Origin of the sequence: Planctomonas sp. JC2975, from assembly GCF_012985205.1 — a bacterium.
Lineage (GTDB): Bacteria > Actinomycetota > Actinomycetes > Actinomycetales > Microbacteriaceae > Humibacter.
In genome coordinates this window covers 379,382-392,517 of sequence record NZ_JABEKS010000001.1, presented here as the reverse complement: position 1 = coordinate 392,517, position 13,136 = coordinate 379,382, and the positions used below count along the sequence as shown (strand labels likewise).

General features: G+C 66.6%; 12 protein-coding genes, 4 tRNA genes and 1 pseudogene. 14 read left to right on the top strand and 3 right to left on the bottom strand.

Features of this window, described 5'->3' with window-relative positions; translation table 11 throughout:
- Nucleotides 1-315 precede the first annotated feature (315 nt).
- From HII28_RS01850 to HII28_RS01835, 4 genes are all read left to right on the top strand, one after another.
- A complete protein-coding gene (locus HII28_RS01850; protein ID WP_170023854.1) occupies nt 316-1,590 on the top strand; it encodes an ammonium transporter in 1,275 nt (424 codons plus the stop codon).
- A gap of 185 nt (nt 1,591-1,775) precedes the next feature.
- Nucleotides 1,776-2,147: a hypothetical protein gene (locus HII28_RS01845; protein ID WP_170023853.1), complete on the top strand. Its 372-nt coding sequence runs from the start codon at nt 1,776-1,778 to the stop codon at nt 2,145-2,147.
- Nucleotides 2,144-3,403, top strand: coding sequence for a sensor histidine kinase (locus HII28_RS01840; protein WP_170023852.1), 1,260 nt, complete (start codon nt 2,144-2,146; stop codon nt 3,401-3,403). Before HII28_RS01845 ends, HII28_RS01840 begins: the two co-directional genes overlap by 4 nt.
- Nucleotides 3,396-4,028: a response regulator transcription factor gene (locus HII28_RS01835; protein ID WP_170023851.1), complete on the top strand. Its 633-nt coding sequence runs from the start codon at nt 3,396-3,398 to the stop codon at nt 4,026-4,028. The genes HII28_RS01840 and HII28_RS01835 overlap by 8 nt, the downstream gene beginning before the upstream one ends.
- Before the next feature lie 105 nt (nt 4,029-4,133).
- Here HII28_RS01835 and HII28_RS01830 read toward each other — a convergent pair.
- Nucleotides 4,134-4,209: transfer RNA gene (locus HII28_RS01830), tRNA-Val, on the bottom strand.
- A 194-nt stretch (nt 4,210-4,403) separates the two neighbouring features.
- On the opposite strand from HII28_RS01830, the gene HII28_RS01825 reads away from it, so the two are divergent.
- The 6 genes from HII28_RS01825 (at nt 4,404) to HII28_RS01800 (ending at nt 8,950) form a co-directional block, all read left to right on the top strand.
- Nucleotides 4,404-4,476, top strand: a tRNA-Gly gene (locus HII28_RS01825).
- A 62-nt stretch (nt 4,477-4,538) separates the two neighbouring features.
- Nucleotides 4,539-4,612, top strand: a tRNA-Cys gene (locus HII28_RS01820).
- 31 nt (nt 4,613-4,643) lie between these two features.
- Nucleotides 4,644-4,715, top strand: a tRNA-Val gene (locus HII28_RS01815).
- 244 nt (nt 4,716-4,959) lie between these two features.
- A complete protein-coding gene (locus tag HII28_RS01810; protein ID WP_170023850.1) occupies nt 4,960-6,279 on the top strand; it encodes an alpha/beta hydrolase-fold protein in 1,320 nt (439 codons plus the stop codon).
- Between the two features lie 98 nt (nt 6,280-6,377).
- Nucleotides 6,378-8,372: a threonine--tRNA ligase gene (gene thrS / locus HII28_RS01805; RefSeq protein ID WP_170023849.1), complete on the top strand. Its 1,995-nt coding sequence runs from the start codon at nt 6,378-6,380 to the stop codon at nt 8,370-8,372.
- Nucleotides 8,360-8,950, top strand: a complete 591-nt coding sequence (locus tag HII28_RS01800; RefSeq protein ID WP_170023848.1) for an HIT domain-containing protein — start codon at nt 8,360-8,362, stop codon at nt 8,948-8,950. The genes thrS and HII28_RS01800 overlap by 13 nt, the downstream gene beginning before the upstream one ends.
- Nucleotides 8,951-8,980: 30 nt before the next feature.
- Here the strand turns inward: HII28_RS01800 and pdxY are convergent, their stop codons facing one another.
- Nucleotides 8,981-9,832, bottom strand: coding sequence for a pyridoxal kinase PdxY (pdxY, locus tag HII28_RS01795; protein WP_170023847.1), 852 nt, complete (start codon nt 9,830-9,832; stop codon nt 8,981-8,983).
- A 121-nt stretch (nt 9,833-9,953) separates the two neighbouring features.
- Here pdxY and pdxS point away from each other — a divergent pair, with 121 nt between their 5' ends.
- Together pdxS and pdxT are read left to right on the top strand one after the other, a co-directional pair.
- Nucleotides 9,954-10,853 carry a pyridoxal 5'-phosphate synthase lyase subunit PdxS gene (gene pdxS, locus HII28_RS01790; protein ID WP_170023846.1) on the top strand — a complete coding sequence of 300 codons (900 nt, stop codon included), beginning with the start codon at nt 9,954-9,956 and terminating at the stop codon, nt 10,851-10,853.
- On the top strand, nt 10,850-11,482 hold the full coding sequence (gene pdxT, locus HII28_RS01785) for a pyridoxal 5'-phosphate synthase glutaminase subunit PdxT (protein ID WP_170023845.1): 633 nt from the start codon (nt 10,850-10,852) through the stop codon (nt 11,480-11,482). The genes pdxS and pdxT overlap by 4 nt, the downstream gene beginning before the upstream one ends.
- Nucleotides 11,483-11,493: 11 nt before the next feature.
- Here the strand turns inward: pdxT and HII28_RS01780 are convergent.
- A pseudogene (locus HII28_RS01780) lies at nt 11,494-11,643 on the bottom strand (LuxR C-terminal-related transcriptional regulator); the annotation flags it as partial.
- 80 nt (nt 11,644-11,723) lie between these two features.
- Between HII28_RS01780 and HII28_RS01775 the strand changes: the two are divergent.
- Together HII28_RS01775 and ruvC are read left to right on the top strand one after the other, a co-directional pair.
- Nucleotides 11,724-12,482: a YebC/PmpR family DNA-binding transcriptional regulator gene (locus tag HII28_RS01775; protein WP_170023844.1), complete on the top strand. Its 759-nt coding sequence runs from the start codon at nt 11,724-11,726 to the stop codon at nt 12,480-12,482.
- Between the two features lie 28 nt (nt 12,483-12,510).
- On the top strand, nt 12,511-13,122 hold the full coding sequence (gene ruvC / locus HII28_RS01770; RefSeq protein WP_170023843.1) for a crossover junction endodeoxyribonuclease RuvC: 612 nt from the start codon (nt 12,511-12,513) through the stop codon (nt 13,120-13,122).
- The last annotated feature ends 14 nt before the right edge of the window (nt 13,123-13,136 follow it).

The following is a 13,136-nucleotide window of genomic DNA, read 5'->3' as shown; positions in this document are numbered from 1 at the left end:
GGGCCCTCGCGGGCGCCTGCAACCCGGCTCCGGCCCTTCCCGGCGAACCCGTGACTGGAGACGCGTAGCGCGGATCCGCCCAGCACGGTCGCCCAGAGCACCTGACGGCACGTCAGAAGACCCCGTAATGGCAGCGACCTCCCCGCCTCCCGAAACACGATGTTTACATCGGGGACTCGGCCGTAACGGCCGCGAAACAACCGAACCTCTCACGCGAAATCTGGCGGCAGGAGACTGACGACACCTCACCAGGAACATCGGCACCCGAGCCGGATGGTGACGGCGACACCGGCTTTCTTCGAGAGGGAGACCCCTATGTTGTTCCACGCAGCGGCCGCGTACGACGCGCAGACGAGCGTGAACTCGCTGTGGCTGCTCGTCGCAGCGGCACTCGTTCTGCTCATGACGCCTGGAGTGGCGTTCTTCTACGGCGGCATGGTCAAGGCGAAGAGCGTCATCAGCATGATGATGATGAGCTTCGGCGCCATCGCGATCGTCGCCGTGCTGTGGGTGCTGTACGGCTACGGGCTGTCCTTCGGCAAACCCCTGATCCCGCACGTGCTCGGCACACCTGACTGGGGCCTCTCGGGTCTGCTCGGCAAGGACGGCGCGACCCCCGACCTGAACTCTCTCGCGTTCGCCGGCTTCCAGGCGACGTTCGCGATCATCACCGTCGCCTTGATCTCCGGCGCGATCGCTGACCGCGCCCGCTTCGGCGCATGGATGGTGTTCGCAGGCATCTGGGTGACCGTCGTCTACTTCCCCGTCGCGTACTGGGTGTTCAACCTGCAGGACGGCTGGATCGCATCAGTGCTGCACGTCAACGACTTCGCAGGCGGAACGGCAGTGCACATCAACGCCGGAGCGGCGGGACTCGCACTCGCCCTGGTGCTCGGAAAGCGCGTCGGATTCCAGAAGGGCATGACGAAGCCGCATAACGTCCCGCTCACACTGCTCGGTGCTGCGCTGCTGTGGTTCGGTTGGTTCGGCTTCAATGCCGGATCCGAGGCGGCTGTCGACGGCGTCGCGGCCATCGCCTGGATCAACACCCTCGCCGCACCGGCGGCGGCCACGATCGGCTGGCTGATCGTGGAACGGATCAAGGACGGCAAGCCAACATCGATCGGAGCAGCATCCGGTGCGGTGGCCGGCCTGGTCGCCATCACCCCTGCGTGCAACATCCTGACGCCGTTCTGGGCCATCGTTCTCGGTCTGCTCGTCGGTGCGGTGTGCGCATTCTCGATCGACCTGAAGTTCAAGCTCGGATTCGACGACTCGCTCGACGTGGTCGGCATCCACCTCATCGGTGGTCTGATCGGAACGCTGTACATCGGCTTCTTCGGCCTCACCCACGTGGACGGCGACCCGACCAAGCCGTACTCGAGCCTGCTCTACGGCGGCAGCTTCCAGCAGCTCGGTGCGCAGGCGATCGGCGCCTTCAGCGTGATGATCTACTCCTTCGTGCTGGCCTTCGCGATCGGCTGGGTCATCCAGAAGACGATGGGATTCCGCATCAAGACCGAGGACGAGATCGCCGGCGTCGACACCTTCGTGCACGGCGAGGAGGGCTACGCACTCGAGAACGCCTGATCCTCGATCACGACAGAAACGTGGGACGTCGCGCGCGCGGCGTCCCACGTTTCTGTCGTGATGCTGCGCTTCGCGACGACCGCAGGAACCAGGAGAGACCACGACCTGTCCACCAGCCGATCGGTTGATCCGGATCCGACCGGACTACGGATGCCGCCGCCTCAGCGTCACGGGACCGTAGAGGTATGAACACTCCACTGAAAACAGCCCGTCTCCTGGTCGCCTGCTACGCGGGCCTGAGCGCCTGCTCGCTCGTCGTCCTCGTCGCCCTCACCCTGGCGGACTCGCCGGTCGCGACCACCGCCGCCTGGATCCGGCTCTGCATCGTCTTCGCGACCTCACTCCTGATGCTCGCCTTCGCACGGGGTGCGGTGCGCGGCTCAAGCCGTGCGCTACTGCGCTGGCGTATCGTCGTCGCCATCATGATTGTGGCGATCGCCGTAGTCGTCTCGATACCCGGGCTGTTCCCACTCTGGTTGCAGCTGGAACAGATCGTGTGCGGACTCCTCCTCATCGCCGTTGCCGTGCTCATCTTCAGGAGGCAGACGACAGCATGAGCGCCGCATCGGCGAGCACCTCGCGCCTCGGACCAGGAGTGGTCGCGTATGGACCGTACGTGGTGCTCGTCCTCGCCTCGATCTTCACGATCATGACCGTGGCGCCGACGCCGGCCAAGACCGCTCAGCTGGTCCTGCTCGGGGCTGCCATCGCCTGGATGCTCCTCGCGTACACCCTTCGCCCCGCCGGACGCAGGAGCGTCCGGGCGATGGCCGTCTTCGTGACGGTCCTGCTCGCCATCTTCACGTCGCTCGTCTTCTTCGCCCCTTGGTACGGCGTGCTCGCCGTTGCCGGCTACATCTACTCGTTCGCCGTCGTCCCGTGGCCCTGGCGCCTCCTGTCGGTGTCGGTCTGCGCGGTGCTGGCCGGAACGGCACAGGCATCCGCCGTGCCGAAGAACACGGTCGCAGGGCTTCTGGTCTATGCCGCAGTGGTCGCGCTCAACGTGGTCGCCCTGTGTCTGTTCGCCTGGATCTATTGGAGGGCCGGTGTGCAGAGCGAGCAGCGACGTGTCGCCCTCGAGGAGAACGAACGGCTCCGCGAACAGGTGGTGAGCCAGGCACGCGAGGCGGGCATCCAGGCCGAGCGGCAGCGCATGGCAGGGGAGCTGCACGACACCGTGGCCCAGGGACTGGTCGGTATCGTCACGCAGCTGGAGGCAGCGGCGCAGGTGCCCCCGGACAGCAGTGATCACGCTCGCCATCTGGATGCCGCGACCCGGCTCGCACGCTCGAGCCTCGTCGAGGCGCGTAGGACCATGCTCGCACTCGACCCCGACGCCAGCTCGAGGGTGAGCCTCGCCAAGGCCTTGGAGTCCGCTGTGGACGAGTGGGCGGGGATGCACTCCGTGCGTGCCGACTACACGGCGACGGGGTCGGAGCGTGCGTTGAGCGACGACGCGGAGCACGCGCTGTTGCGCGTCGTGCAGGAATCGCTGTCGAACGTGGCGAAGCACGCGGGCGCGAGTCGTGTCGGAGTGACCCTGACCTATCTCGATGACCGGGTCCTGGTTGACGTGCGCGACGACGGGATCGGATTCGACCCAGGCTCGGGTATCGAGCGCGACCCGCTCGAAGGCGGATACGGCCTGTCGGCGATGCGGAACCGCATCAGGCAGCTCGGAGGGCTCGTCGAGATCGAGTCGGAGCCCGGCCGCGGCACGGCGCTGTCCGTTGCGCTGCCCGTCGATCCGACCGACCAAACGCTGACCGAGGTGCCGCATCAGGCGGGCGAGGGGAGTGCTCACGATGTCTGACGAGACCATCTCCGTGCTGGTGGTGGACGATCACCCCGTCGTGCGGGACGGCCTGATCGGGATGATCAGCTCCGATCCGGGTCTCGTCGTCGTCGGGGAGGCCGGCAACGGCGACGAGGCCGTCACGGCGTGCGAGACCCTTCGGCCCGACGTCGTCCTTCTCGACCTGCGGATGCCGGGAAGCGGGGGAGTGGACGCCATCCGGACCCTCCGCGGGCGCGGCGACGACACCCGCATTCTGGTGCTCACCACCTACGACGGGGACCGCGATGTCTCGCAAGCGCTGGAATCGGGCGCGACCGGCTACCTGCTGAAGGATGCGACGCGCGGTGAGCTGCTGGCGGGCATCCGCGCGACGGCACGGGGCGAGACGACGCTGGCCCCGTCTGTGACCTCCAAGCTGGTGGGCCGTCTCCGCGGACCGGCCAACGGGTCGCTCAGCGAGCGGGAACTGGAGGTGCTCAGGCTCGTCGCCGACGGCCGCACGAACCGGGCGATCGCCGACACGCTGTTCGTGAGCGAGGCAACGGTGAAGAGCCACCTGCTGAACATCTACGCCAAGCTCGAGGTCACGGATCGGGCGGCAGCCGTATCGCAGGGCTATCGGCGCGGGCTTCTGGGATGAGCCACCCGCGTGTGCGTTTGTGCAGTGCTCCGGCACAGTGCTGGTCGCCATGACTGCCGCGCTGCCACCTAAATGCACGAAAGCCCCGGTTCTCCGGGGCTTCGCTGGTGGGCGATACCAGACTCGAACTGATGACCTCTTCCGTGTGAAGGAAGCGCGCTACCAACTGCGCCAATCGCCCGCGGGCACTCGATCTCTCGACCGCCGCGGCTACCGATACTAGCGGACGTTCGGGGCCGGCCGCACATCTACGGAGACGTCCGGGCGCGTCGAAGTCGTTCGACGCGCCCGGGATACGACCCACTGGCGCTCGGTTTGAATATCCGCAGGATCATCGGCTACAGTTTCAAAGCACGCAGAAATGCGAAGCAAAATGCGGATGTGGCGCAGTTGGTAGCGCATCACCTTGCCAAGGTGAGGGTCGCGAGTTCGAGTCTCGTCATCCGCTCGAGTGTGAGTCGGCCGCCGGCCGATGCAAGGATGTGGGAAACCGCACACGAACCCACACACGGTGGCGTGGCCGAGAGGCGAGGCAGCGGCCTGCAAAGCCGTATACACGGGTTCGAATCCCGTCGCCACCTCCACTCTCGATCGATAAGACAAGAGCCTTCACAGGCGCGATTGGCGCAGCGGTAGCGCGCTTCCCTGACACGGAAGAGGTCACTGGTTCGATCCCAGTATCGCGCACAGAGAGAAACCCCCGGTGATCCGGGGGTTTTCTGCATTTCTGGCGGCTGAGCGTCGAGACGTGTCGCCTCCGACCGACGTCGCCCATGACTCGGATCGCGTCGCGTTCATGACGGAGGCTTGGCGTTCAGCTGGATTCCGGATATCCCGTGGTGATCGAACTCTCAGCGTCGGACCTCTCCGTCCACAGCGGTGCACGACGGTCGCAACGTAGCGTGACAACCGATTCGAGAGGAGGCAAGGTATGGACGCACTGCTCACAACGCAGATCATCGGCGGGCCGGTTCCCTGGGTGCTCTGCGTGCTGTCCGCCTCCCTCGTGTTCGCACTCGTGCTGCGGCGACCCCATGCTCGGTGGATGATCCTCGCCGGCGCCGGGATTCTCGCCGGGGCGGTCATCGCCCTGGGGCTCGTCATCGTCGCGGATGTCACCGCAATGTTCGAGATCCCCCTGCCGATCGACGTTGCCGCCTGGTCGATCGCGACCTTCGCCGCCGTCGGCCTCGGCGCGGTCAGTCTGTGGAAGACGACGTGGTGGCGCCGCTCGCTCGCAATCGTGGGGATCGGCGTGTTCGCCGTGACCGGTGTGGTCCAGGTGAACGCGGCGTTCGGCCTCAACCCGACGGTCGGCGACTTGCTGGGCGTTGTGGTGCGACATCCGATCGCGCTGCCGAAGAATCATGGGACACCTGCCTCTACCGATGGACCCGCACTCACGGCCGGCTGGGTGGCACCGCATGGCATGCCGGCTATCGGGAAGACCGGCACGGTCGTCATACCCGCGACGGTGTCCGGCTTCCACGCCCGACCGGCTGGGCTCTACCTGCCGCCGGCGGCGCTCGTGAAGAACGCGCCCGCGCTGCCCTTGGTCATCATGATGATGGGCTATCCGGGCACTCCCAACCCTGAACCCGTTTCGACGGTGATGAATGCATTCGCGAGCCGTCACGACGGTCTCGCGCCGATCGTGATCGTCGCCGACCAGGTGGGCTCCAACGGCGATCCGGCGTGCGCCGACTCGGTGGCGAGGGGCAACGCGGCCACCTACATCGAGTCGGACGTCGTGAACTGGGCCACCAAGCACCTGCGGGTCATCGAGGACCCGCGTTACTGGACGCTGGCCGGCTACTCGAACGGAGCGACGTGCGCGGTGAAGTTCGCGGCCGAGAAGCCGAACGTGTTCCGCAACGTGCTCTCGATCTCTCCCGAGGCGTACCCCGGGATGCACTACACCCAGACCGTCATCGACTCGGTCTACGACGGCAGTACCTCTGCGTGGTCGGCGGACAAGCCGGAGACGATCCTCGCGGCGCACGCCGGTACGTACGGCGGTGTCGACGCCGTTTTCACGACCGGCGCCCTGGACACGGCCTTCGGGCCCGCGACGCGATCACTCGCCGCAGCGGCGCAGTCGGCCGGCATGCACGTGACCCTGCTCACCCTTCCTGGGGTCGCCCACGTCGGCAAGAACCTGACGGCCGGACTCACAGCCGGCTTCGCGAAACTCGCGCCGGAGCTCGGCCTGACGAGCGCCTGCGCTCGCTGTTCGACAGCGTCTCGCTGACCCGGCGCTCGACTGGACCGAGGCCGTCGGCGGGCGGTCGTTCCGGCGGATAAAGTGGGACGACATCCCTTTTCCTTCATCGATCCAGGAGTGGACAAGTGCCGGACGGTTTCGAGCTTTTTCCCGACCGTTCCGTTGTCGCCATGCGCGTCAACGGCGAGTTGAAGGATCTGGCGACGACCGTCACGACGACGGATGACGTGATCCCGGTGACCATCGATTCCGCCGACGGACTCAACATCTTGAGGCACTCGGCAGCACATGTTCTCGCGCAGGCCGTGCAGTCGATCAACCCCGAGGCGAAGCTCGGCATCGGCCCGCCGGTGACCGACGGCTTCTACTACGACTTCGACGTCGACGGCTCGTTCACTCCGGAAGACCTGAAGGCGCTCGAGAAGGCGATGGATCGCATCGTCCGCCAGGGTCAGCGTTTCGTGCGCCGAGTCGTCACCGACGACGAAGCGCGGGCAGAACTCGCGAATGAGCCGTACAAGCTCGAGCTCATCGGGCTCAAGGGCGGCTCGGCGTCGTCGGCGAATGACGGCGAGCACGTGCTCGGCACCGACAACGAGAACGTCGAGGTCGGTGGCGGAGAGCTGACGATCTACGACAACGTGAACCCGAAGACCGGCGAGGTGCTCTGGAAGGACCTCTGCCGCGGTCCGCATCTGCCGAACACCCGGCTCATCGGCAACGGCTTCGCCCTCACCCGAGTCGCCGCCGCCTATTGGCGCGGCAGCGAGAAGAACCCGCAGCTGCAGCGCATCTACGGCACGGCGTGGCCGTCGAAGGACGAGTTGCGCGCGTACCAGGAGCGGATGGCGGAGGCCGCACGCCGCGACCACCGCAAGCTCGGTGCAGAACTCGACCTCTTCTCCTTCCCCGACGAGATCGGCTCCGGCCTCTCGGTGTTCCACCCCAAGGGCGGGATCATCCGGTACGAGATCGAGAACTACCTGCGCTCCCAGCTGCTGCGGAACGGCTACGAGCTGGTCAACACTCCGCACATCACCAAGGCGCACCTCTACGAGATCAGCAAGCACCTCGAGTGGTACGCCGACGGCATGTTCCCGCCCATGCACGTGGACGAGGAGACGGATGCCGACGGCAACGTCGTCAAGCCCGGCCAGGACTACTACCTGAAGCCGATGAACTGCCCGATGCACAACCTGATCTTCCGCGCGCGCGGACGCAGCTACCGTGAGCTGCCCCTGCGCCTGGCGGAGTTCGGCACCGTGTATCGGTACGAGAAGAGCGGAACGCTCTCCGGCCTCACCCGCGTTCGCGGGCTGACCCAGGACGACGCGCACGCCTACGTCGCGCCCGAGCAGGTCAAGGGCGAGATCGCGACTCAGCTCGAGCTCGTGCTGGAGACCTTGCGCGGGTACGGCCTCAGCGACTTCTACCTCGAGCTGTCCACGAAGGACCCTGACAAGTACGTCGGCGACGACGCCGTCTGGGAGGACGCGACCGAGACGTTGCGCCAGGTCGCCCTCGAATCCGGGCTGGAGCTCGTCGACGACCCGGGCGGAGCCGCGTTCTACGGGCCCAAGATCTCCGTGCAGGCGCGCGACGCGATCGGCCGCACCTGGCAGTTGTCGACCGTGCAGCTGGACTTCTTCGAGCCCGAGCTGTTCGAGCTCGAGTACACGGCCGCCGACGGCAGCCGCAAGCGTCCTGTCATGATCCACCGCGCGCTGCTCGGGTCCATCGAACGGTTCTTCGCGATCCTGCTCGAGCACTACGCGGGCGCGTTCCCGGTGTGGCTCGCGCCCGTTCAGGCGATCGGGATCCCGGTGGCCGACGAGTACGCGCCGTACCTGGAAGAGGTCGCACGTCGTCTGCGCGAGCACGACGTGCGCATCGAGGTCGATCGCTCCGACGACCGCATGCAGAAGAAGATCCGCAACGCGACCACGCAGAAGATCCCGTTCCAGCTGATCGTGGGGGAGCAGGACCGCGCAGGCGGCACCGTCAGCTTCCGTTTCCGGGACGGGTCCCAGCTGAACGGCGTGCCCGTCGACGACGCGGTCGAACGCATCGTGCGGTCCATTCGCGAGCACGAGCAGGTCGTCACGGCATGGCCCGCCTGACGCTCGACTCCTACGAGCCGGGGGAGGGCGAGAACCGGGACTCCGTGCAGATCGACGACCCGTCGCATCTCACCGGAGTTCCGGACGAGTTCCAGCGACTCTGGACGCCGCACCGCATGGTATACATCCAGCAAGGACAGCAGTCGCCGCACGGCGACGAGTGCCCGTTCTGCGTCGCACCGTCGCTGTCAGACGAGGAAGCGCTGATCGTCCACCGGGGAAAGCACGCATATGCCCTGCTGAACCTGTTCCCTTACAACAGCGGTCACGTGCTCGTGTGCCCGTACCGACACGTGTCCCTCTACGACGACGCGACGCCGGAGGAGACCGACGAGATCGCGACGATCACGCAGACGGCGATGCGTGTCATCCGCTCGGTGTCGCGCAACGACGGCTTCAACATCGGCATGAACCAGGGCGAGATCGCCGGAGCCGGCATCGCGTCTCACCTGCATCAGCACCTCGTGCCGCGGTGGCGTGCCGACGCCAACTTCCTGCCGATCATCGCGAAGACGAAGGCGCTGCCTCAGCTCCTCGGCGAAGTCCGAACGGCGATCGCCGACGCCTGGCCGCGCTGAACGGGCGAGTCGCGGCGCAGCGCGCCTGGTTCAGCGCACCTGCTCGACGGTGAACTGCATGCGCGGGTGAGCGTAGGACTCCTGCGATTCCACGAGCAGCAGTTCGCGCGATCCGTTCTCGTAGGTGTTCGTCAGCAGGTCGAAGACGCTCGAGGCGGTGCGCGCGAGCGCGTCGGCTGCATCCCCCGTCGAACGGTAGTGGGCCGTGAACAGTGCGGCCGTGACGTCGCCCGATCCGTTGGCCTTCATCGGGATGAGCGGTGTCCGCACGATCCACGCTCCCGCACGATCCACGGCGAGCATCTCGATCGTGTCCGCCGGAGAATCCGGTCGCTCAACGCTCGTGACGAGCACGGTGTCGGGTCCTGTTGCGCGTAGCTGGTCGGCGGATGCGAGCGTCTTCTCGAGCGTGTCCGGCTCGGTGTCGGTGAGATAGCCCAGCTCGAACTGGTTGGGCGTGACGATGTCCGCGGCCGGCACCACGCGGTCGCGCAGCAGGATGGGGATCTCGGGGGCGACGAAGCATCCGGACTTCGCGTTGCCCATCACCGGATCGCACGCGTACACGGCCGCCGGGTTGGCCGCCTTGACGCGAGCGACGGCGTCCAGGATCACGTCTCCGATGCCGTCGCTTCCCTGGTAGCCGGACAGCACCGCGTCGATCTCGCCGAACACCCCGCGCTCCTCGATGCCCTTGATCACCTCGGCGACGTCCGACGGGGCGATCAGCGGCCCTCGCCAGGCGCCGTATCCGGTGTGATTCGAGAAGTTCACCGTGTAGACCGGCAGCACCTCGACGCCGATGCGCTGCAGCGGGAAGACGGCCGCAGAATTGCCGACATGACCGAATGCGACAGCCGATTGGATGGACAGGATCTTCACCGATCGATCATGTCACGGACGGCCGGAGGCCTTGATTCGGCAACCAAGGTGGCCTCCGACGCACGGGCCTCATCCCGCCCGATGTGATCTTCCTCAGCGCCGTGACGGTACGATCCTTTGCGTGACTGAGAACACCACCGGCCTTGTCGGATCGAGCCGCGTCAAGCGCGGACTGGCGGAAATGCTCAAGGGCGGCGTCATCATGGACGTCGTCACCCCGGAGCAGGCGAGGATCGCCGAGGATGCCGGCGCTGTCGCCGTGATGGCCCTCGAGCGCGTCCCTGCGGACATCCGCGCCCAGGGCGGCGTGGCCCGCATGAGCGACCCCGACCTCATCGAGGCGATCATCGCCGAGGTCTCCATTCCCGTGATGGCGAAGGCCCGCATCGGACACTTCGTCGAGGCGCAGGTGCTCCAGGCGCTGAACGTCGACTACATCGACGAGTCAGAGGTGCTTTCTCCCGCTGACTATGTGAACCACATCGACAAGTGGCAGTTCACCACGCCCTTCGTGTGCGGCGCGACCAACCTGGGCGAGGCGCTCCGCCGCATCAACGAGGGCGCGGCGATGATCCGCTCGAAGGGCGAAGCCGGAACGGGCGACGTCTCGGAGGCGACCAAGCACATCCGCAAGATCACGAGCGAGATCAACGCGCTCAAGTCCATGACCAAGGACGAGTTGTACGTCGCGGCCAAGGAGCTGCAGGCACCGTACGAGCTCGTCGCTGAGATCGCCGAGACGGGAAAGCTCCCCGTCGTGCTGTTCACCGCTGGCGGTGTGGCCACTCCCGCCGACGCCGCCATGATGATGCAGCTCGGCGCGGACGGCGTCTTCGTCGGATCCGGAATCTTCAAGTCGGGCGACCCGGCCAAGCGTGCAGCGGCGATCGTGAAGGCGACAACGTTCTACGACGACCCGTCCGTTATCGCAGAGGTCTCGCGCGGCCTCGGCGAGGCGATGGTCGGCATCAACGTTGCGGACCTCGCGGCGCCGCACCGTCTCGCCGAGCGCGGCTGGTGACACTCCGCGACGAATCGGAGTTCTCTGCGGACTCCGGCCCTCGGGTCGGAGTCCTCGCCCTTCAGGGCGACTTCCGTGAACATGCCAGGGTGCTGGCATCGCTCGGTGCCCGGGTGTCCCTCGTGCGACGACCGGAGGACCTGGACACCGTAGCGGGTCTCGTGATCCCCGGCGGCGAGTCCAGCGTGATGGACAAGCTCGCGCGCACGTTCGGTGTCTTCGAACCGCTGCGTGCGAGCATCGCCGGCGGGATGCCGGTGTACGGCACGTGCGCCGGCCTCATCATGCTGGCCGACCGCATCGAGGACGGCATCACGGGTCAGCAGACGCTCGGCGGACTCGACATCACTGTGCGGCGCAACGCGTTCGGATCGCAGAACCAGTCGTTCGAGACCGATCTCGAGGTGCCGGCTCTGGGAGAGCCGCCTGTACATGCGGTGTTCATCCGCGGACCGGTGGTGGACGCCGTCGGCCCGGCTGCTACGCCGCTAGCAACGCTGTCAGACGGTCGCGTGGTGGCCGTGGAGCAGGGCAACCTGATCGGAACGAGTTTCCACCCCGAGATCACGGGCGAGCACAGGTTCCACGAGTACTTCCTCGCGAAGGTGGGGGCGACCGCCGGAGAGTGAGCTCCCGGCGCTCATCGTGCCCTCACGAGCCCATTCTCGTATGCGTAGACGACGACCTGCACCCGACTGCGCAGGTCCAGCTTCTGCAGGATCGACCTGACGTGGCTCTTTACCGTCGCTTCGCTGAGGTAGGTGGCCGACGCGATCTCGGCGTTGCCGAGGGCTCATCCTCGCACGCACCCTACAATTGGTAGGCGGTGCGGCAGGAGCACCCAGGTTTTCTTTCTCGTACGGGAGCACTATGTCCGGGCATTCCAAATGGGCGACGACCAAGCACAAGAAGGCGGTCATCGACCAGCGACGCGCCAAGTCGTTCGCCAAGCTGATCAAGAACATCGAGGTGGCCGCGAAGATCGGCGGTGCCGATCTCTCCGGCAACCCGACCCTCGTCGACGCCGTGCAGAAGGCGAAGAAGACTTCGGTCCCCAATGACAACATCGACCGTGCCATCAAGCGCGGCGCCGGTCTCACGGGCGAGTCGATCGACTACACGACGATCATGTACGAGGGCTACGGTCCCAACGGTGTGGCGTTCCTGATCGAGTGTCTGACCGACAACAAGAACCGAGCAGCTGCTGACGTTCGGACCGCCATGACCCGCAACGGGGGCACCATGGCCGATCCCGGCTCCGTCTCGTACAACTTCCACCGCAAGGGCGTCATCGTGGTTCCCGGCGAGGGAACGTCAGAAGACGACGTGCTCACCGCGGTGCTCGACGCCGGTGCAGAGGAGGTCACCCCGCAGGGCGACTCCTTCGAGGTGCTGACCGAGGCCACCGACCTCGTCGCGACGCGCAGCGCGCTCCAGGAGGCCGGGATCGACTACGACTCGGCCGACGTCGAGTTCGTGCCCCAGGTCAAGGTCGAGGCTGACGCCGAGACGGCACGCAAGGTCTTCCGGCTCATCGATGCCCTCGAGGACTCGGATGACGTGCAGAACGTCTACACGAACATCGACCTGACCCCTCAGGTGCAGGCCGAGCTCGAGGACGACGAGTAGGTCGAGGACAACGAGCGGGTCGCGGACCGTGCGGGTTCTCGGGATCGATCCGGGCCTCACCCGCTGCGGCGTCGGCGTCGTGGATGTCGCGGCCGACCGGCGCGCCACGCTCGTGGCCGTGACGGTGATCCGCACCTCCCCGGATCTCGCGCTGGAACGTCGTCTCCTGACCATCGGCGACGGCATCGAGGCGCTCATGGACGAGCACCGTCCTGATGTCGTGGCGATCGAGCGGGTCTTCGCTCAGCAGAACGTGCGCACCGTGATGGGCGTGGCGCAGATCAGCGGCGTCGCGCTCCACGCTGCGGCGAAGCGCGCGCTGCCCGTCGCGCTGCACACGCCGAGCGAGGTCAAGGCGGCCATCACCGGGTACGGGACGGCCGACAAGCGTCAGGTGCAGAACATGGTCGCGAAGGTGCTGGGCCTGGCGGACATCCCGAGGCCCGCGGACGCCGCCGACGCACTGGCCATCGCGATCTGCCACGCGTGGCGCACTCCGATCGCGACGGCGGGAGAGAATCCGTCCGCCATGACACCGGCCCAACGCGCATGGCGCGCAGCCGAGAAGGCCGCGGGAAGGTCGGACGCCGCCCCTATCGCGCCCAAAGGCGCTCAAGGACTCAATCGGCGCGGCCGTTGAGGGCTTGCCCTCAA

Bases quoted from the DNA above. Each gene is read 5' to 3' on its own strand.
- HII28_RS01850 (WP_170023854.1), top strand. From the start codon at position 316: ATGTTGTTCCACGCAGCGGCCGCGTACGACGCGCAGACGAGCGTGAAC.
- HII28_RS01845 (WP_170023853.1), top strand. From the start codon at position 1,776: ATGAACACTCCACTGAAAACAGCCCGTCTCCTGGTCGCCTGCTACGCG.
- HII28_RS01840 (WP_170023852.1), top strand. From the start codon at position 2,144: ATGAGCGCCGCATCGGCGAGCACCTCGCGCCTCGGACCAGGAGTGGTC.
- HII28_RS01835 (WP_170023851.1), top strand. From the start codon at position 3,396: ATGTCTGACGAGACCATCTCCGTGCTGGTGGTGGACGATCACCCCGTC.
- HII28_RS01810 (WP_170023850.1), top strand. From the start codon at position 4,960: ATGGACGCACTGCTCACAACGCAGATCATCGGCGGGCCGGTTCCCTGG.
- HII28_RS01800 (WP_170023848.1), top strand. From the start codon at position 8,360: ATGGCCCGCCTGACGCTCGACTCCTACGAGCCGGGGGAGGGCGAGAAC.
- HII28_RS01775 (WP_170023844.1), top strand. From the start codon at position 11,724: ATGTCCGGGCATTCCAAATGGGCGACGACCAAGCACAAGAAGGCGGTC.